Origin of the sequence: Undibacterium sp. Ji50W (genome assembly GCF_049340445.1) — a bacterium.
Classification (GTDB): domain Bacteria; phylum Pseudomonadota; class Gammaproteobacteria; order Burkholderiales; family Burkholderiaceae_D; genus Undibacterium.
Genome location: NZ_JBMPOX010000006.1, coordinates 129,512 through 147,303, shown reverse-complemented (window position 1 = coordinate 147,303; position 17,792 = coordinate 129,512). Strand labels below are relative to the sequence as shown.

Below are 17,792 nucleotides of genomic sequence, written 5' to 3'. Positions count from 1 at the left end.
TCAGGCGGACAAGAAATTGAGGCGATACACGCCCGCAAAATTGGGATTATCTTGGGTAGGGTGCCAGCGCGTATCGCGCCAGGCTTGCAAGTCGCGCAGCTTGACGGCGCGCAAGCCATTGTCAGTGGGCGTGACGGTGCCGGTGTGATAGGCAATGTAAGAATTCATCCACACCATCAGATGCTGGGCATCGCCCTGGTCATAAAACAGCAAATCACCGGGGGCTGCCAGGTTACAGTCCTTGCTGCGAAAACGGGCGTTCTCCTGCACCATTTCTATCGCGCTGACATAGGCTGATACCGAACCATCTGCCAGCCGCCACTGATGGCGCACTGACTGGGTACTTTTGTCCAGCTCGATTTCTGGCGGCAAGGCGGTGCCCAGCATGCCATTGGCACGCTTCCATTTTTCATCATGCTCGCGCAGCGATTCGGCCACGGCAAAACGCACCAGGCCCACACAGTCACGCTGTTGCCAGCGCGGGGTGGGGCCTGCGGTTAACTGGGCGGCGATGATGCGTGTCATCCAGCCTCTAAAACTGCGTGATTGTGCTGGTGTCAGTGCCATCGGCGTGCTGTTCACTGATGGCGAAGCCAGGCTGGCCGCTTTGCTGTTGCCGGCTGTCGGCAACGTCACTGGCAGCGGCAAAGGTACCGCTGGTGCCGTCACTTTTTGCGCCAGCGCCAGCCGCTGCCAGCCTAATATGCCTAATGCAGTGCTGCTGGCCAGCATGCCCTTCAGTGCCAGGGTGTGCAAGACTTGTCGGCGGTTCAATTGGATTTCTCCTTGCTGATCCAATCGACTTTTTGCCAGGCTTTGCCACTGGCCTGGGTCTTGCTCAATTCCAGGCGGATAGGCGGGTAACTGGCCAGGGCTTTCATACGCGCTGGCAGATGGGTCTTGGCTGCATCCAGGAAATTCGTGTCATCCGGACCGCTGAGTGCTGCATACACTTCACGCTGCGCCATTTCAGACAGCGGGCGCGGCGTGATCAGGCCCAGTGTGTTCTGTGTGCCAGGGCTTTGGTCTGCCACGCTGGGGTTGCTGCGGGCGATGGTGTCGATGACTTTTTCAACCAACCCGCCGTCCGGCGAAAACACCACAAAATCGGCACTGGCCGCCAGCGTTGCCTTGCTGTTGGCATTGCGCCAGAATTTTTGATCAGGCTTGGCCTTGGTTTTACCCTTGCCGGGTGCGGCCTGTTCGCCACTGGCGATGGCCCAGGTGGCCATGGCTTGCAAGGTAGTGTCGCGGTTGGCGGTATTGGCGGGCAGTTTGGCAATAAATACCGGTGAATACAAGTTCGATTCACGGTACCAGCAAGCCAGGCCAGGGCCAGACAGGCTGGCCAGCGCCTGCTCAGGTAAATTGGGTTTGGCAGATGCTTCTTTCAATACCTTGTTCACCATCGCCCAGTCAACTGGCATCACCACGCAGGCGCTGGGGTTGGCCGGGGCGGCTGTCCACAGGGCCGGGTCCAGCAATTGGGCCGATGTCAGTTTATTTGAATCCAGCCAGACCGAGGTTGACCAGTCGCCACCAAAATCAAAACGCATACCTTTAAAGCCCGACACAAAAGCGCCATACCCCAGCGCCATGGTAGGCGCACCGATGGCCAGCGTGTGTCTGGCGGTGTCCGCAGGCGGGGCCGCAGAGCTTACTATATTGTCCAGGTCAAATTGCTTGGCCAGCGCACCATCATGTTCCAGCCAGTTGGTGACGGCAGCACGGGCTTCTTTCACCATGCTGTTGCTTTCATCAAACAGCAGGCCGGGATCAGACAAGACCACCAGGCGGTCGCCCTGGCTGATCAACAGCAGGGTACGGCGCGGGTTGACTTCCAGTGCCAGGACCAGCGCATTGCCATTGCTGGTGCTGATGTCGCCCGCTTTTTTCAACTGGCCATCTTTCAAGGCGACCTTGGCAGCTTCTTCCAGCGCCTTGGTAAATACGCCACGGCGCATGACGACCGCATAATGGCGCAGCGCACCTTTGCCATCGCGCCAGAAGGCGACTTCTGCCGGTTCATTAAAAATGCTGGCATACAGCTTGTCTTGCCAGTCAAGTTCATGCTCATAGGCAATACGCTTGATGGCACCGTTCAGGCCCATGCGGTCTTCGTTCTGCTCGTAATAAAAGGCCAGGTCTTCGGTCAGCACATCTTTGGCGATGGGCACCCGCAGCAAATCACGCGGCAGTTTAGACAGGCTGGTGGTGCGTATCAGCGCATCAGCTTGTGACATATCCACTTTCAGGCGACCGCCCACATAGTGATAATCTTTCCAGTGCTTACCCAACTGGTAGCCAAGAGCTGCGGCGGCCACTGTGACAACAGTACCGGTGACGATCCAAATACGACGCATGAATTCTCCCTTTTGCGCAGAGGTCTTTAGTTGCACGAATACTATCGAATGCAGACAGGGCTGACAATCGAATTTCTCTATATTGCTTTAAATTTTGGTAAGCATCTGTAAATATGCACATGCTTGGCAATAAGGTTGCCAAATAAGGTCGTCAAATGCATACAGGGACTATAAGCTGGGGTTATGGGATGGCGGTCCAGCTTGTTTTTGATGATGTTGATTATTGGCAAGGTAATGACTCCAACCACGCTATGCTTTTAAAGCTTACCCGTTCTGGCAATCATCCCGATCAGCGTGCAAGCCTGGTCACCACAAACCTAATTTACCCCCGGCCCAACCAAGACCTCCAATCGCTTTACCGCCGGCCCAACCAAGGCCTCCAAGCGCTTTGCCCCCGACCCAGCCAAGGCCTTCAGTCACGCGTGGAAACACTTGATTTTCTGCTTCACCGTATAAAAAATCAGCCGTGCGCAAGCCATAATTGAGTCCCTTTTTGACGAAGCCTGGCGTCATTGCGGATGCGACTGACCCCAAACCTCCCAATACCTGCCCACCCACATTGGCAATGCCGGCACCAAGATTGTGTACCGATTCAGGTAATACCTTTGCACTGGCGGACTGGGCCATTCGCCCCAGTAAATAGGCTCTTAGCCCCCAGGTGCTGGCTTCGGGTTGCATGGTTTTTCTGAGTAACCAGCCGTGGGCTGCACTGTGGCGGGTGATAATGACGTTCTTGTACCAGTTGAACACTTGTGCAACAAGTGGGGTCTTGTCTATCACACGCAGGGCGACATCGTTGCCTGCCAACATGCGACCATAATCGAACAGGAAAGAATTCAGCAAATCGTGCAGACGCTGGTCTTTTTCCTCTTGGTTGATGGTGTTATCAGCATCGATTGCATCACCCAGGCCTAGCATGGTATTGGCATATACCTCGGCCCGGCGATTGGCTGAATCCTCATCATAGGGCCCACCCTTGAGTGATTTTCCATTTTTATCTGTGATGGCTTGTCCTTTGATTTGTCGCATTGGGCCCTCATCCGTCCCCTTGTCACGCACGACATTGACGTGGTCTTGTTGGCGGCCCCCTTTTTTATTTTTGTCATCCCAGGGGCTTATTGTATGGGTGTGCCATCCTACATTGACATTGAACGGTATTTTCTCGTATGTTTTCTCTTCACTTTTATCGCCCACTCCCATTTGATCATTTGCCAGAGTGTGTACGCCTATTTCGTGCGCGATCATGCCGCAAAGATCTCCCACAGAAGCGGAAATGACAAACCAGTCGCCAATATATACCTCGATGGTATCGCCTTTTTTATCGGTCCTGGCAGGATCAGTAAGGCTTCTGGTCATGACATCGATATTGATTTTTTTGATTTCGTTGCCCAGACCGGCTAGCGATGTGTCAAGATATTTTTCTAATGCCGCCATCTTACTTTTGTGTTGATCTGCAACAGGCTTCGTGTATTTAACAGTCGTTACAATCGCACGCTGAATAACCGGCATCGCCTGCGCAATGGCAAGTTTTTGCACTGACAAAGAACCAGGCTCTTTGCCACTGGTAGTTTTAGCAGATACAGGGGCGATGGCGAGAGCCCTGGCCCCCATCACATCGGCCTCTTGTTCCAGCCCCACATCGTCATTGACTGCCACCCCCTGCTTCATCTGCAGGGTGGGGCGCACGCGGCCCTGTGCTTGCTGGACCACATGCCAGGCTTCATGCGGCAAGTGCTTTTCTTGCCCCGGTGCCAGGTGGATGTCGCTGCCCTGGGCATAAGCATGGGCTTGTAACTGGGCGGGTTTGTCGGAGTTGTAATGCACCTGGACATGGTCTAAAGACATGCCGGACAGGCTTTCCATGCCTGCCTGCAGTTGCGCTGGCAAGCCGTGCTTATTTGCTGGGTGGATTTTTGTTGAGCGCGCGCTGCCTGCGGCATCGTTGGTCTGGTTTTGCATGCGTTGGGCTGCGCTCATCCGCCATGGCCTGCAAGGTGTGGAGCCGCTTAGCCTGCGGGCTTTGCCTGGCCATCTGCTGCAGGCTTTGCAATTGCAATGCCGGTGGGCTGTGGTTTGCCCGGCTTTGCAATTGCCGCATGGCACCTGCTTCATGGCGCTGATCGACTGTCCGGGTGCCGGCGTCTATCACCGCCAGGCTTGGCGTCTTGCTCCCTTTTGTCCTGGATGACAGGGTTTTGCTGGCGGCGTCCTGGCTGGTGTATGTCTGCATGGCGGGCTGTTTTCTTGCTTCCCTGATGACGCGCTACAAATCTGCAGCAGATTGCCTTACACCGGCTCTTCGTCTTCCACCCGCTGCACAGGTTCAAACTTGCCTTGCATCAAGTCTTCTTCTTTGGCCAATTGCGCAGTGTCAAACTTGCCCTGCGTAAGTTCGTCTTCCTTCGCCAATTGGGCAGTGTCAAACTTGCCCTGCATGAGGTCGTCCTCTTTTGCCCGCTGTACCGGCAAGTTGTGCTGGCCTGTCATTTCCATTCTTGCCTTGAGCTGCATCGCCTGCGGGCTGTTGCTTGCCATGGCTTGCAATTTCATTTGTGCGATGGCAGCCGGCCTTTGATCCGTGAAGCCGGGCGGATTTTTCTTTTTTTGCAGCGGCGTGTTTTGCCACGAAGGACTTTGTCTTGCTGCTTCTACCGGTGCTGAGAGACGCGATTTCATAAATCACCCTGGCATGTATGGAATGGTTTGACTGGCATTTGGCTTTTCTCGCTTGAGGCAATGCCAAAGCACCAGTCTACAACACGAAAAAAACGAAACAAGTGATAAATTACACCAAAATTATTATAATAACAATGTAAATTCTTTGTGCTTGTCAGTAAGTTGGTCAGTAAGTTGGTCAGTAACTTCGTCTAGAAACCAGAATGAAATCACACCATGAGTGAAACGGCGGCGCGCGTCACCAGCGACCAGGCACCTACCAGCACGCAGACTGTTACCCAGCCGGCGCAACAACTGCCCGATGAAGCAGGGCGGGAATTTTTTGATCAGCGACCTATTGCACAAATGCAAAGACGCTTGCAGGCGCTGGCTGACAACAGCCCGCAAGCACATCAACTCCGGTCCATGCAGCAACTGGCCAACAACAGCCCACAGGCACGGCAACTGCGATCTATCCGGCAATTGGCAGACAACAGCCAGAACAGCCATAACAGCCAGAACAGCCCGCAGATACAGCGCTTGCCTGTCAGCAGCAATACTGATGACGCCATGAAGCAAGCACCGTCGCAGCGTCAGGTACAGGGCAGTGATTCTGGCGCAAGCACCGCAAGCACTGTACGCACGCAGGCAGCACCTGCCAGTCCCAATCGTACGGGTTTGCCAGACGAACTCAAGACGGGTGTGGAAAACCTGTCCGGTATGAGTCTTAATCACGTCAAGGTGCACTACAACTCATCCCAGCCAGCGCAATTACAGGCCCATGCCTATGCCCAGGGCAGCGACATCCACCTGGCACCGGGGCAAGAACAGCATTTGCCGCACGAAGCCTGGCACGTAGTGCAGCAAATGCAGGGCAGGGTGCAGGCGACTACGCAATTGAAGCAGGGCGTGCCTGTCAATGATGACGCTGGGCTGGAAAACGAGGCTGATGTCATGGGGGCGCGGGCTTTGACTAGTGGTGCCGGATATCACGGTGCTGCGCCGGATACCGTTCCCACGGTGATATCAGGTGCCGGGAGCCAGCAAGTAGTTCAAGGCGCGTTTATACAAACAGTGGGGGGCTTGTGGCAAGACATGGAAGCAGGTCAATATTATAAGGAAATTGCCAGAGATGGAGGGAAAATACAATTGATGATTTTGGGTGGGCAGGAAACACTGAACATCTATTTCATCAATGATCAGTGGTTAGGTGAGTGGGAAATTAGACGGACCGAAATACCGTTGAAAAGAAAATTCACCAGGTTTGGAGATGAAAAAAGGAAAAAGCCTTCTGAAAATCAAAAAAAGAAATTAAAAAATGAAGGCAGTTACGAACCCAGTTTTAGTTCTCCGCTTCACAATAATGAGGCAGCAGAGGGTTCAGGGCCCGGCATGGAGGATGACGAATCTGTGGATTATCAGAATTCCTCTGCCTTGCCTGAAGACCAGGGCTACATAGACAACTTCCTGCTGGGTGAACAGGCGTTTTCTTCCAGTTTTTCCGTGCAAGAGGAAAAAGGACGCCCCATGATCGATGAGGGAAAAGAGGAGAACGTTGATGCTCTCAGCGAACACCACTTGTTTGAAGATGTCGGAATTCCCATTGAAATTGAAGATGATATTGACTGGTCTTCTTCCTCTAGTTCCTACCAGCCTGAGCTTCAAGTACCTGAAAAACAAATCGAAGATCAAAGTGACCTTGCTGTCCATCTTGGGCGGGAGCATGGAATGCAATTCGCAGAGGAAAGTAATGGAAAGATCACCGTTGAGGAAAAGGGAAATCGTGTTCATCAGGATTTCATTCAATATGTGGTTGAGCAGAAATTGACAGAAGAATTTTTCGCTGATTTTGAAAGCGCTTTTGATGAAGCCGTGGACGATGTGATCGAAGAAAACGGCTGGCAGGCAGTGGCAGAGCATGGAGTGAAGGAAGACATTTTCCAGGAAGGAGAGGAAGCTAATTCATTTGATGAATCCGATGAATTTAGCCAGGAAATGGAAGCGATGAGATTTTCTCCTTCAATTAACTATACGGAAAAAGACGAAGATGGCAATGAAATTATTGAAGAAGAAAATGAAGGGATTTCTCTTGGCGACGAAAAATATGATCATGGCCAATGGGAAGAGCAGCAGAAGCAGCAACTTCGGATTGCGGCCGCAATAACTGGACGCAATGCCTTGTATTTGGGTGAGTCTGACTCCCCGGAAAAGAACAAGCAAATTTTCTTTCATGTCATCAATACAGGCGTCTATTCTGAAAAAGCGGTGTACACAAATAAAAAATGGACAGAAAAAATATTGCCTAAGATGAATCCGGACGGACGAAAAAAGGCGGCCGGCGATATTTTTAATGCGTGGATGAAGCAGGGCGCTGTGACCGACGAAGACGTACCCAGGTTGAACCGGAAATTGCAGAGCTTGCAAACACAGTTTGATTTAGATGCATCACATCTGGTACACGATGCAGAAGACAGCAAAATGTATGCAGAGTTAACGGCATCACCTTCCATTTATGTTCCCGTCACTACGAAAATAGTGTCCGGGCGGATAGGGGGCGGCGGTACGGATAAATTGGATGCGGTCCAGTATGATGGACAGGAACTGAGCCCATTGGGACAGTTCCTGAAAAATATCAACAAGCACTATATGAAAGAAGAGTTTGAGGCTGGTGGCAGCCCGCTTCCGAAAGTGAATAAGAATGACACCTTGTTAAACAGTGGTAATGATAGCGTGACTGAGACATTTTATAGACCTGGATCTGTCGAGGCTGTATCGACGTCACCCCGCGGGAAAGGACGTTCGGGAACGGGGGAATCCAAGGTGGGCAGGATGGGCGTGCAAGAAGAGCTGATTAATACAGGCGACTTGTTAAGTAAGCAGTATGAAGGTGGGCATCTTATCGGTGATCAGATTATGGATCCCACAAAGTTTAATTTATATGAATCATGGAATCTCGCCCCGCAGGAAAACGAATTTAATGCACCGGTGTATTCATCTGTGTTGGAGAATGGCGCGACGAAAGCGGTGACGAAGAAAAAAGAAGTGTATGTCAAAGCGGAAGTCAGTTACCCCTCTGATACCTATGAAGTACCTGTGTCGGATTTGGTAGACAGAGTGATGGATGGGAAAACCGAAACAATTGGAGGGTCCGGTATAACCTGGCACGATGGCATTGACTACATTCAGAAAAATACAAAAAATGGTAGCTTACCGACCAAATTCAAGTTCATGACACGCATACCTGGATATTGGCATGCGAATGCAAAAGATGTGAGTTCGAACCTGGAGGGGAGCGTCACAGGCAGGAAGGAAGGTGTTCAGGTGTTGACTGCAATTAATGCGAGTAGTATCTACAGTCCGACAGCACCAGAACGCTTCATGTTTTCGGTCTTTACTGATGGAGATAGTTCTACCGGAACCGTACTACCTTTTCCGGTAAAGCCCCCAAAAAAACCGAAGGCAACTTATAAAAAGGCGAAATCAGTTTATTTATATGCGCGCCAAAAAACCTCGGTGAGCGGCGGGGCGGTGGCGTCGGACGATATGCGGACAATGACTGCCACGGAAATAAATGCCGTCGTTAAAAATATGACACGATCAACTGCGATAGTTAAATGGTTGAAGAGCAATCCAGGTGACCATACGCTGAAAAATTTAACGACAATAAGTGGTGTTGGGGCCGCAACACTGAAAAAAATAATCAGCGCCAAGTGGAAGATATGACGTGAACTGGATCAACCAATTTAACCTGGATTGGAAAAACAAGATGGACAGAGTCCATTCCCTCAATGGAAACGAGATATTGAAATCAGGAAAGTATGGATGAGCCCTTGCAGAAATTGAACAACGAACAAACCAGATCACTAACCACCACGCGTGCGCAACGGAAGAATACCCTCAGTTGCATTCTTCATCTGTGCATCGCAATGCTGATGGGCGGAATGGGAAGCAGGTTGGCATTTGCTGCCGATGTACCCCGCTTGTGGGAAATATCTGGAACAAACCAGACTGGTGTCAGCGGGAAATTCTATATCTTGCCTGTTACCCATAACGGGCTGGATGTGGAATACGACCATTATCTGCAAAGAACGATCATGCCGCTGGCGCTGAAGGCAGATGTCTTTTCGCATGAGGCTGCATTGCTGATCAGTTTCAAGATGCCTGCTTGCCCGGTACCCCTGTCTGATACGCCCGACAACCGTCAACGCTTGCAGGCACTACGTGACCGCGTGACAAGAGCGGATGCGGCCATGACCATGCCAACGGATGAACAAGCTGATGCCACTGCTGCCAGGCTTGAATTAAACGAGCAGCAAAAACGCGAACTTCACCAGGCCAATTTGTATTTTGTGAAGAGCAGGGTAGAGAATCTTTCTGAGTACGGCCTGCATGCCGCCATGATAGAAAAATTTTCAGAAATACTGCGCAAAAATCCTGAATTGAAACGCCAACTTGGTATAGACCGCACGGCCCGTTCCCAAATTGCCAGCTTTATAGCCCTGGAGCGCAAAGAAAAAACCAATGCATCTATAGAAAATGCCACAGAAATGCTGGAAGCTTATTGCAACATGGGGGACGCAAGACTTCAGTTTTTGGAAAAATATGTCACGGCCTATGATCCATTCAACTTCAAGCCCATGTCTGACGAAAGAATTGCTCACAGCAATAAAGAATTTTCGGACAGCGTATCCACAGGTTTTTTGACACCCTTGTGGGAAGGCGATTCGAAAGAATCTGACCGTGAGATTATCTGTGGTCGCAACAAGAATTGGATAAGGACAATAAAACAGAACCTGGGCGAAGGTGTGCAATTCTATGCACTGGGCCTGAGCCACGTCTTTCAATCAAAAGCAAACCCTGAGCGATGTGACGGATTGCTGGAGGTGTTCAGGAAAGAGGGTTATTCTGTGAAATTGCTGGACTGAGAAATTGTCAGACTGAAATTCGCTTGAAACGAAATACTTGCAGGGCAATTCCCCAGACGCCGCTTGTGCAGTCCAACAGAAAAAATCGCAAATGGGTGACGGATAATGGCAATTGTGATAATTTAGGGCGCAGTATGTTTTGATCTACACTGGCAGTTGCATCAGGTTAACTCCCTTTTTACTCCTTACCCAATACCTACCAGCCGGCCATTGTATGGAAACCACAGAGCAAGAAAACACCGTACAAGAAGCCCCGGCACCTGGCTTTGTGGTGGAAAAAAACCAGCGCCTGTCTGCGTCTTTGCTGTGGCGTTTGCAGCGCCGCTTTTTTAGCGAGCAAAGCATAGACGCATGGCGTCACAGCATTGTGCCGCATTACATCACCAGCAATACCTTTATTGCCCAGGCCTATGCCAGGCTGGTGTTTGCCTATGTGCGCGATTTGCTGCGTGATGCGCAATCACCACTGGACCCCACCCAGCCTATATACGTGCTGGAACTGGGCGCTGGCTCCGGGCGCTTCTCTTACCATTTCATCAAAAAGTTTTTTACGGTCTGGCAGCAGTCGGCCCTCAGCCATATTCCTGTGTGTTATGTGATGAGCGATTTTTGTGAAAAGAATCTTGCGTTCTGGCGGCAGCACCCGTTTTTGCAAACCTATATAAACCAAGGTGTACTCGATTTTGCCCTGGTCGATATGAGCAAGACCGACGACATCAGCTTGCAAAATTCCAAAGTGACGCTATCACAGGCACAGCTTAACAACCCGCTGGTGGTCATTGCCAACTACGTGTTTGACAGCATCGAGCAAGATGCGTTTTACGTCAACGATGGCATCTTACATGAAAGCCTGGTGAGCCTGCACAGCCAGCAAACAGAAGCCGATCTGAACGATGTCAGCCTGTTGCAGCGCGTGCAGGCACAGTGGCGCGATGTGCCGGTGTCTGGCGATTATTATCCCGAGCCAGAATTTAATCAGATATTGGCCCATTACCAGCAACACCTGACAGACAGCCATGTGCTGTTGCCAGTGCAGTCGCTGCGTTATCTCGCGCATTTACGCCATATCAGCAACAAGCGCTTGCTACTGATTTCTGCTGATAAAGGTTATGGTCGTGCAGAGGACGTGCGATTCCGTGCCGCGCCTGGCCTGGTCAGCCACGGCAGCATTTCACTGTCGGTCAACTACCACGCCGTAGCGCATTACGTTGGTCAGCAAGGCGGCTTGTGGATGTCCACCCCGCAGCGCCATCAGGATTTGTATATTTGCGCTGCCGTGTTTGCTGACGCACCACCTGATTCAATCCCGCAAAGCGCGGCGCAGTTTATCGAGACACAGCAGGCGTTTACCGAACACATCAGCGATATCGGTCCCGATGATTTCTTTAGTTTAAAACGTTTTATCCAGGCCCATGCCGACAGCCTGGAACTGGAACAAATACTGGCCTACCTGCGCATGAGCGGCTGGGATGCCACCAATTTCTGGGGATGCTATGTCGCCCTCATGCAACATGCAACAACGCTGGAAGGCCCGCTCAAGCGGGAAGTCGCCAACATGGCCGCACAGGTATGGCAGCACTATTATCCGCTGGGTGAGGTACGTGACCTGGCCTTTGCGCTGGGCAGCTTGCTGTATGAAATTGAACATTATCCTGAGGCCATCGTGTATCTGGAACGGTCTTGCCGTCTGTATGGCAATGCCTGCCCCACGCTGTATAACCTAGGCATGTGCCACTACAACCTGGGTCAGTTGCCGCAGGCATTGCAATATGTTAACGACGCCCTGCAAATGGACCCGCACTATGAGCCTGCGTGTGTCATGCTGACCACTATAAAAAGTGAAATGTGCTGAGTGACCCTAACCTATACAGATGTTGACGCCAATGAAAACTCAACTACCGGCACCGGCTGAAGCACAAACAGCACAGCAAGCAATCAAGGCTGAATTGCAAGGTACGCAACCGGCACAACTCAGCACAGAGACCAGGACGGCATTTGCAGATAATCGCCCGGCAGCAGTCGCGCAGCGGCAATTGCAGACCCTGATGCACAACAGCCCGCAGGCAGCACAAGCCAGCACGTTGCAAGCCATGATGCGTAGCAGCCCAGGTGCACAACGCATGCAGGCCGTGCAGCGCATGGCAGATGATGCGGCCTTGCACGTACTACAACAAAAACAGGGCCGTGTCCGGCCAACTTTCCAGATGAAGGCCGGCGTGCCGGTGAATGATGACGCTGGCCTTGCGAGTGAAGCAGATGTGATGGGTGGCAGGGCGCTGAACCTGGGCACGGCGCAACTGGCGCGTGACGGTCAGGCAGCGCACAGTAGCGAAGGTATTGGGGCGCGTGTCCCCATACAGGGGAAACTGATGCCGCAGGCAGGCGGGAGCAAGGTTGTGCAGGCGGTGACGGATGGTACAAAAGTTAGTTTGCCGTTGTTGGGGGACGTCGCGGAAAGTGAAACGAAATTAAAACAGTGGGATGGGGGCGAATTCTATGCTTGGAACCTGAACGTAGAGTCGAAAGATGAACGTCATGCACATGCGTTTGACTTGAAACTGGCAGATGCAAAGGTGTCCTTGAAAGGTCATGTAGTTACAGCCAAAGGAGTCCAGGGCGACGATGCAGCTGAGGCAGCCAAGCGCAACCAAACATCGCACAAATTCGTAGGTGAAAAAGGCGCAGGTAATGTGTGGGCGGTGCCTGCCCCTGAGGTAGACGTGGTCCGCAAGGAGTTACCGCAGGGGCGAAATGCCAATGGCGCTGTATTAAAGGCAGACCACGACGCGTACGCGAAGAATATAAGGGACGATTTGCATGCCTCTTTCAGCAAGATGTTGAACATGCCTGATGATGCTGTTGCTCCCGGCAAGGAGAGGGCGGCAAAGAGACAGGCAGAGTTGGACAAAGAGAGGGACGATCAGTTGAAAGCGGCGGCTGCTTTAAGAGATGCAGAACCAGCTGCAGATATTGATTTGGGTAATGCATTCGATGAACCAGCACCCGCTGACTAATTCAAGGACATTCGCGTAAAGGAATTTGAGTGACAGAGAAAGATTTTTCAATTTCTACTGCTGATGTAACTGGCTGTCAGTATGACCGTTGAGCGAAGGGGCAAGTTATGTAGGGCTTGTTTAAAGTTGGAATACATCAATAGGATTTATTTAAGAGATGCAGAACCTGCTGCAGAATTTGACTAGCGTTTTCCAAAAAGCAGGATAGCAAGGAGAAATGTAACAAATGCTATTGCAATCCAGTGTTTTAAAAAGAAGGCTTTGATTCTTGTTGACGATTTTCCCCTGCCAATATACGCCTCAGCTTGAGTAGATTGTTCATGATTTTTGGAAACAAGATCGAGAATTTCTGGCGAAATACCCCAGCGCGCCCATTTTTTTAAATCCGAGGGATCGTCATTATCGTAGCGAATTTGCGGACATTCGCCTTCAAACCACCAAATGAGAAGACCGCGATTGACAGCGTTGGTTGAAAAAAATGCGAAGCATTGAAGTTCCAAGTCTTGCGTTTCGTACTTCATGCGAATCAATTCCAGCGATTCTATAAATGCCTTGTCGTGGTACAGAATATCACGATCCGTATCATCCTCTGTAAGGATACCAATGCTCAAATATTTGTCCCCTGCCAGATTGTAAACGCAACGTGTGTCCTCAAAAGTTAACCTGGCGAGGGTGCGGACTTCTTTGCAGAAATCGACTGTAGATATTTGATTCTTACTGGGTTCATACCCCGGACTCCATTCGAGTTCATCTGTTCTTGGGGCATTGAAATCGTATATGGGTTCGGGGTTTCCTGAGTGCTTACGGCATTCACAAGCGAAGTGATGAATGATCCAATAATCTGGAAAATTAATTACTGCATTGCTCGCTAGTGCTACACGCAATTCAGTCAATTTTTTTGCTACAGATTGTTGATATTTCTTAGGGTAGTGCACGTGTTCCAAATTGAATAAATCTACCGTCTTCGACATAATCAAGATGTTTTCTTCTGTTGGCTCCAGACTTAAGTCGTAGCAGACATCGTCTGAGTACTTTTCATGCTCTTCATATGCAAGTTCCAGAAGTTCCGACAAAACAGCATACTCTGCTTTGGTAAACGGAGGTTCAGGATGGATTTCGTCATTAATTTTCTGGCAGCGATGGGCGAAATGAGCCATTAACCAATCGTCAAATATGATGATTTCATCTGTCGCCTCGACGATGTCTTCAGTCGATAGTTCCTTGTAGTCGCCAGGTGGTATTGCGCTATGGTGTGCGTGTGCAGCAAGAGCAATTTCTTTATTCTCTGGCGTAGCCTTTAGCGTGAAAATATTCCTGCCATGTTGTGAAAATTCGCGCGACGCTGTGTCCATAAATGTAGCAATGAGCCTTAGCTCAGTTCGCGTTAGCGCTTCATCCATATCGTCTACTATCACTTTATTCATTGATTTTCCCGTGTCGAACGGGCAATCTGCTTAAGTCTGGCTGTTTAGTGGAATTCGTTGCATTCTTAGTCGCATGGTATTTGACGACACAGTATCGCGCAATATAATTCGAAGTGATTCTATAAAACTCACTTTTTTGGGGCGATAAGTCAATGCCTTTGTGAACTTGATCTTTGACAGGGGGGAGGTAACTATATCGTCGATGTACATTGTAAGGGAAGGTGCGCGTAGACTTTGGTGGGGGTTGTGTGTGCCATTGTGGGTTACACCATTGCAAAATGCGTTGATTGAATACAATATTAATACTCCTGAATGTATAGTTGCATTTCTGGCCCAGGTGGATACTCATTGTGGAATACCAGTCCTGTCTAAAATTTTTAAATGATCTCAAATGAACCGAAAATATAGTCAAATTATCGCGATAGTTTTAAGTTTTCTTTCAACCATGGCGATCGCCGGGGTAAACGAAGGACTCACTGCATTGGCAAAAGGCAATTTCCCAAGTGCCTTGAGAGAATTCGCCCCTCTGGCCGATCAAGGAAATGCTACCGCCCAATACAACTTGGGGATTATGTATGCTGAAGGAAAAGGGGTTGCGCAAGACTATGAAATGGCTATGACTTGGTTAAAGAAAGCAGCAGAGCAGAATCATGCTGGAGCGTTAAATAATCTTGGAGTGATGTACCAAAATGGAATTGGGGTAAACCAGAACTATGATCTCGCAATGATGTGGTTCAACAGGGCGGTCCGACAAGGTGACACTACTGCGAAAACTAATCTTGCTGCAATGTATGAGAATGGACAGGGAGTAAAGCAGGACATTGTGGAAGCGGTAAAGCTATATCGCGAAGCGGCGACGGAGAAAAATATCTATGCCCTCTATAATCTAGGTGTTCTGTACTATAAAGGGCTTGGTGTAAAGCAGGACTTTGCTCAGTCAGTTCTTCTATTGCGTGAAGCTGCAGATAGAGGTTTGGCTGAAGCGCAGGGCAATCTTGGGTTAATGTACCAAACTGGTAGGGGTGTGCCACAAGACTATGCCGAAGCGATAAAATTGTATAGGAAGGCGGCAGACCAAAACGACACAGGTGGGCTCTATAATTTGGGTGCTATGTACTTTAGTGGTAAAGGTGTCCCGACCAATGACGTTATAGCTTATGCGCTTCTTAGCATGGTGGTGAAAGATACTTCAGAAAAAATTGAAAATGCACGATTAAGAATCGCTCAATCTATGACGCCAGCACAAATAAACGCTGCAGGGCTCTTGAAAAACGATATATTGAAAACGAAAAGTGTAACCAAATCGATTGATGCTTATTTGAAAAAATCGATGGTAAGTAAGATGTAAAAATTCCGACTAATTTTCTGATCTCGCATCGAGCATGCCTATCCTCGCCGAAGAAATTCCCTGGCATGGCGGAAATGTTGCGAATGGTGGTTCAAAATAATTGCTCCTCTGCGTCGCAAAATGAAGCAAAGCCAGCGCGGGCATTCTGTGCCTGCACTGGTTTTCATGCATTGCCTGGAATTCGCCAATTTTCATCAAATTGAATTCAAGCAAGTCAGTTACGCCGCCTTACTCTCTTTCGCTTCATTCATTTCATTCACAACCCGCTCATGCTCAGCAGCCCAGGCGGCATCCATAGCGCTGACTTTGACGAATGAAGGGCGGCTGGTGATGCGCTGTATATAGTCCATGATGACCGGGGTTTCAGGCACCAGCTTGAACATGGTGCCCCAGTTCAAGGCATTGCCCCACAGGATATCTGCTGCGGACAGTTGTGCGCCCAGCAGGTAAGGCCCTTTTGCCAGTTGGGCGGTGACGGTATTGATCATTGTCTCAAAATCACCGTAAGGGCACATCGATGGCGCTGCTGGCGGGTGTTGCTGCGCCTTGTCCACCAGCGCCGGTTCATAACAGGCGGCATAAAACGCCATCCAGCGCAGGTAAGATCCGCGCAAGTGGCTACCTGGGGCAGGGCTAAGGCCTGCTTCCGGGAATAACTCTGCCAGGTACAGGAAGACGGCAACCTGTTCCGTGATCAGCTCACCACGATGCAGCAGCGCCGGTACTTTACCCATGGGGTTAATGGCTAGATACGGGCCCTGCCTTTGTTCGCCTGCCTTCATGTTCAAGACATGCAATTGATAAGGCGCCCCCAGTTCTTCCAGTAAGGTCAGCACGCCGGTAGCGCGGGTTTGAGGGGAATAGAACAGGGTGATGTTGTCATTGTTGCTCATGATCTTGCCTTTCTGTGTCAGGGTTGGCGGCTTGAAAGCGTCATTGTTTGGCCGATGTGAGCAGAATACGGCTTCATACCTGTCATCTTTTGTCAGGATAGATTATTATTTAAAAAAATTATTTAAAAATTATTTATTTTCCCGTCCCCCATATCATCCAGACATGCGCGCCAGCCGACTGATTTCCATCCTCACCATCCTGCAAGCGCGGGGTTTTGCCACTGCGCCTGAACTGGCGGACGAGTGTGGGGTCACCTTGCGCACTATTTATCGTGACATTGATTCCATGAGCGAGGCAGGCATCCCGGTCTATAGCGAACGCGGTTCTGCCGGCGGTTATCGCCTGCTGGACGGCTATCGCACGCAATTGAACGGTCTGTCTGCTAAAGAAGCCGAAGCCCTGTTCATGAGCGGCCTGGCGGGTGCTGCCACTGACTTGGGTTTGGGGTCGGTCATGGTGGCGGCGCAAAACAAGCTGCTGTCTGCCATGCCGGTGGCCTTGCGCGATGGTGCCCTGCAAATGCGTTCGCGCTTTCACCTGGACGCGCCTGCCTGGTTTTCACTGACAGAACAGCCGCATTACCTGCCGCAAGTGGCCGATGCCGTATGGACGCAACGCCTGATCCATATCCGCTATCAAAGCTGGAAAGGCATCAAGGAAAGAACCGTCCAACCTCTGGGCATGGTCATGAAAGGCGGTGCCTGGTATCTGGTAGGGCAGGTGGACGACAAACCCCGCACCTACCGCATCTCACGCATACTGGACTTTGATCTGCTCGACCAGTATTTTGAACGCCCCACCAGCTTTGACCTCACCCATTACTGGCGCGCCTCCACCCGCAGGGTGGAACAAGATACCTACAACAGCCAGGCCACCATCCGCCTGTCACCCCTGGGCGTCAAAATGTGCGAACACTTTTTGCCGCCGTATGTCTATGCCGAAATGCACCTGTCCAAAGAAGTAGACGAACGCGGTTGGACCACTGCCACCATCCCGGTAGGAACACTGTGGCAAGCCAGCGCAGAAATACTGCGCTTTGGTGACGATGTAGAAGTGCTGGAACCACCGGAATTGCGTAGCAGGATGAGGGATGTGGTGGGGAAGATGGGGGCGTTGTATGGGGAGTGATTGATTTGCTTAAAATTTTGTTGACGGCGGTCTGAAAGTGC

General features: G+C 50.6%; 13 protein-coding genes. 6 read left to right on the top strand and 7 right to left on the bottom strand.

Features of this window, described 5'->3' with window-relative positions; genetic code table 11:
* From ACO0K9_RS11835 to ACO0K9_RS11815, 5 genes are all read right to left on the bottom strand, one after another.
* The gene (locus ACO0K9_RS11835) at positions 1–774 is read right to left on the bottom strand and encodes a DUF1175 family protein (RefSeq protein ID WP_422985046.1); all 774 of its coding nucleotides are present in this window, start codon (positions 772–774) and stop codon (positions 1–3) included.
* Complete coding sequence (locus ACO0K9_RS11830; protein WP_422985044.1) at positions 771–2,363, bottom strand: DUF2138 family protein; 1,593 nt, start codon at positions 2,361–2,363, stop codon at positions 771–773. Before ACO0K9_RS11830 ends, ACO0K9_RS11835 begins: the two co-directional genes overlap by 4 nt.
* Positions 2,364–2,669: 306 nt before the next feature.
* A complete protein-coding gene (locus ACO0K9_RS11825; protein ID WP_422985042.1) occupies positions 2,670–4,322 on the bottom strand; it encodes a DUF4157 domain-containing protein in 1,653 nt (550 codons plus the stop codon).
* Positions 4,258–4,593, bottom strand: a complete 336-nt coding sequence (locus ACO0K9_RS11820) for a hypothetical protein (RefSeq protein WP_422985040.1) — start codon at positions 4,591–4,593, stop codon at positions 4,258–4,260. Before ACO0K9_RS11820 ends, ACO0K9_RS11825 begins: the two co-directional genes overlap by 65 nt.
* Before the next feature lie 56 nt (positions 4,594–4,649).
* The gene (locus ACO0K9_RS11815; protein WP_422985038.1) at positions 4,650–5,039 is read right to left on the bottom strand and encodes a hypothetical protein; all 390 of its coding nucleotides are present in this window, start codon (positions 5,037–5,039) and stop codon (positions 4,650–4,652) included.
* 216 nt (positions 5,040–5,255) lie between these two features.
* On the opposite strand from ACO0K9_RS11815, the gene ACO0K9_RS11810 reads away from it, so the two are divergent.
* The 4 genes from ACO0K9_RS11810 (at position 5,256) to ACO0K9_RS11795 (ending at position 12,957) form a co-directional block, all read left to right on the top strand.
* On the top strand, positions 5,256–8,741 hold the full coding sequence (locus ACO0K9_RS11810; protein WP_422985036.1) for a DUF4157 domain-containing protein: 3,486 nt from the start codon (positions 5,256–5,258) through the stop codon (positions 8,739–8,741).
* Between the two features lie 218 nt (positions 8,742–8,959).
* Positions 8,960–9,943: a hypothetical protein gene (locus ACO0K9_RS11805; protein WP_422985034.1), complete on the top strand. Its 984-nt coding sequence runs from the start codon at positions 8,960–8,962 to the stop codon at positions 9,941–9,943.
* A gap of 214 nt (positions 9,944–10,157) precedes the next feature.
* Complete coding sequence (locus ACO0K9_RS11800) at positions 10,158–11,795, top strand: tetratricopeptide repeat protein (RefSeq protein WP_422985032.1); 1,638 nt, start codon at positions 10,158–10,160, stop codon at positions 11,793–11,795.
* A 31-nt stretch (positions 11,796–11,826) separates the two neighbouring features.
* A complete protein-coding gene (locus tag ACO0K9_RS11795) occupies positions 11,827–12,957 on the top strand; it encodes a hypothetical protein (protein WP_422985030.1) in 1,131 nt (376 codons plus the stop codon).
* Positions 12,958–13,139: 182 nt separating this feature from the next.
* On the opposite strand, the gene ACO0K9_RS11790 is transcribed toward ACO0K9_RS11795, so the two are convergent.
* The gene (locus tag ACO0K9_RS11790; protein ID WP_422985028.1) at positions 13,140–14,381 is read right to left on the bottom strand and encodes a hypothetical protein; all 1,242 of its coding nucleotides are present in this window, start codon (positions 14,379–14,381) and stop codon (positions 13,140–13,142) included.
* A gap of 391 nt (positions 14,382–14,772) precedes the next feature.
* Here ACO0K9_RS11790 and ACO0K9_RS11785 point away from each other — a divergent pair, with 391 nt between their 5' ends.
* Positions 14,773–15,729 carry a tetratricopeptide repeat protein gene (locus tag ACO0K9_RS11785; RefSeq protein WP_422985026.1) on the top strand — a complete coding sequence of 319 codons (957 nt, stop codon included), beginning with the start codon at positions 14,773–14,775 and terminating at the stop codon, positions 15,727–15,729.
* A gap of 218 nt (positions 15,730–15,947) precedes the next feature.
* Here the strand turns inward: ACO0K9_RS11785 and ACO0K9_RS11780 are convergent, their stop codons facing one another.
* Complete coding sequence (locus tag ACO0K9_RS11780) at positions 15,948–16,622, bottom strand: glutathione S-transferase family protein (RefSeq protein ID WP_422985024.1); 675 nt, start codon at positions 16,620–16,622, stop codon at positions 15,948–15,950.
* 163 nt (positions 16,623–16,785) lie between these two features.
* Here ACO0K9_RS11780 and ACO0K9_RS11775 point away from each other — a divergent pair, with 163 nt between their 5' ends.
* Positions 16,786–17,751 carry a helix-turn-helix transcriptional regulator gene (locus ACO0K9_RS11775; RefSeq protein WP_422985022.1) on the top strand — a complete coding sequence of 322 codons (966 nt, stop codon included), beginning with the start codon at positions 16,786–16,788 and terminating at the stop codon, positions 17,749–17,751.
* Positions 17,752–17,792: the final 41 nt, after the last annotated feature.

Coding starts and splice junctions, on each gene's coding strand:
- ACO0K9_RS11785 (WP_422985026.1), top strand. CDS start 14,773: ATGAACCGAAAATATAGTCAAATTATCGCGATAGTTTTAAGTTTTCTT.
- ACO0K9_RS11825 (WP_422985042.1), bottom strand. CDS start 4,322: ATGCAAAACCAGACCAACGATGCCGCAGGCAGCGCGCGCTCAACAAAA.
- ACO0K9_RS11790 (WP_422985028.1), bottom strand. CDS start 14,381: ATGAATAAAGTGATAGTAGACGATATGGATGAAGCGCTAACGCGAACT.
- ACO0K9_RS11795 (WP_422985030.1), top strand. CDS start 11,827: ATGAAAACTCAACTACCGGCACCGGCTGAAGCACAAACAGCACAGCAA.
- ACO0K9_RS11805 (WP_422985034.1), top strand. CDS start 8,960: ATGGGAAGCAGGTTGGCATTTGCTGCCGATGTACCCCGCTTGTGGGAA.
- ACO0K9_RS11830 (WP_422985044.1), bottom strand. CDS start 2,363: ATGCGTCGTATTTGGATCGTCACCGGTACTGTTGTCACAGTGGCCGCC.
- ACO0K9_RS11815 (WP_422985038.1), bottom strand. CDS start 5,039: ATGAAATCGCGTCTCTCAGCACCGGTAGAAGCAGCAAGACAAAGTCCT.
- ACO0K9_RS11780 (WP_422985024.1), bottom strand. CDS start 16,622: ATGAGCAACAATGACAACATCACCCTGTTCTATTCCCCTCAAACCCGC.
- ACO0K9_RS11820 (WP_422985040.1), bottom strand. CDS start 4,593: ATGCAGACATACACCAGCCAGGACGCCGCCAGCAAAACCCTGTCATCC.
- ACO0K9_RS11775 (WP_422985022.1), top strand. CDS start 16,786: ATGCGCGCCAGCCGACTGATTTCCATCCTCACCATCCTGCAAGCGCGG.
- ACO0K9_RS11810 (WP_422985036.1), top strand. CDS start 5,256: ATGAGTGAAACGGCGGCGCGCGTCACCAGCGACCAGGCACCTACCAGC.
- ACO0K9_RS11800 (WP_422985032.1), top strand. CDS start 10,158: ATGGAAACCACAGAGCAAGAAAACACCGTACAAGAAGCCCCGGCACCT.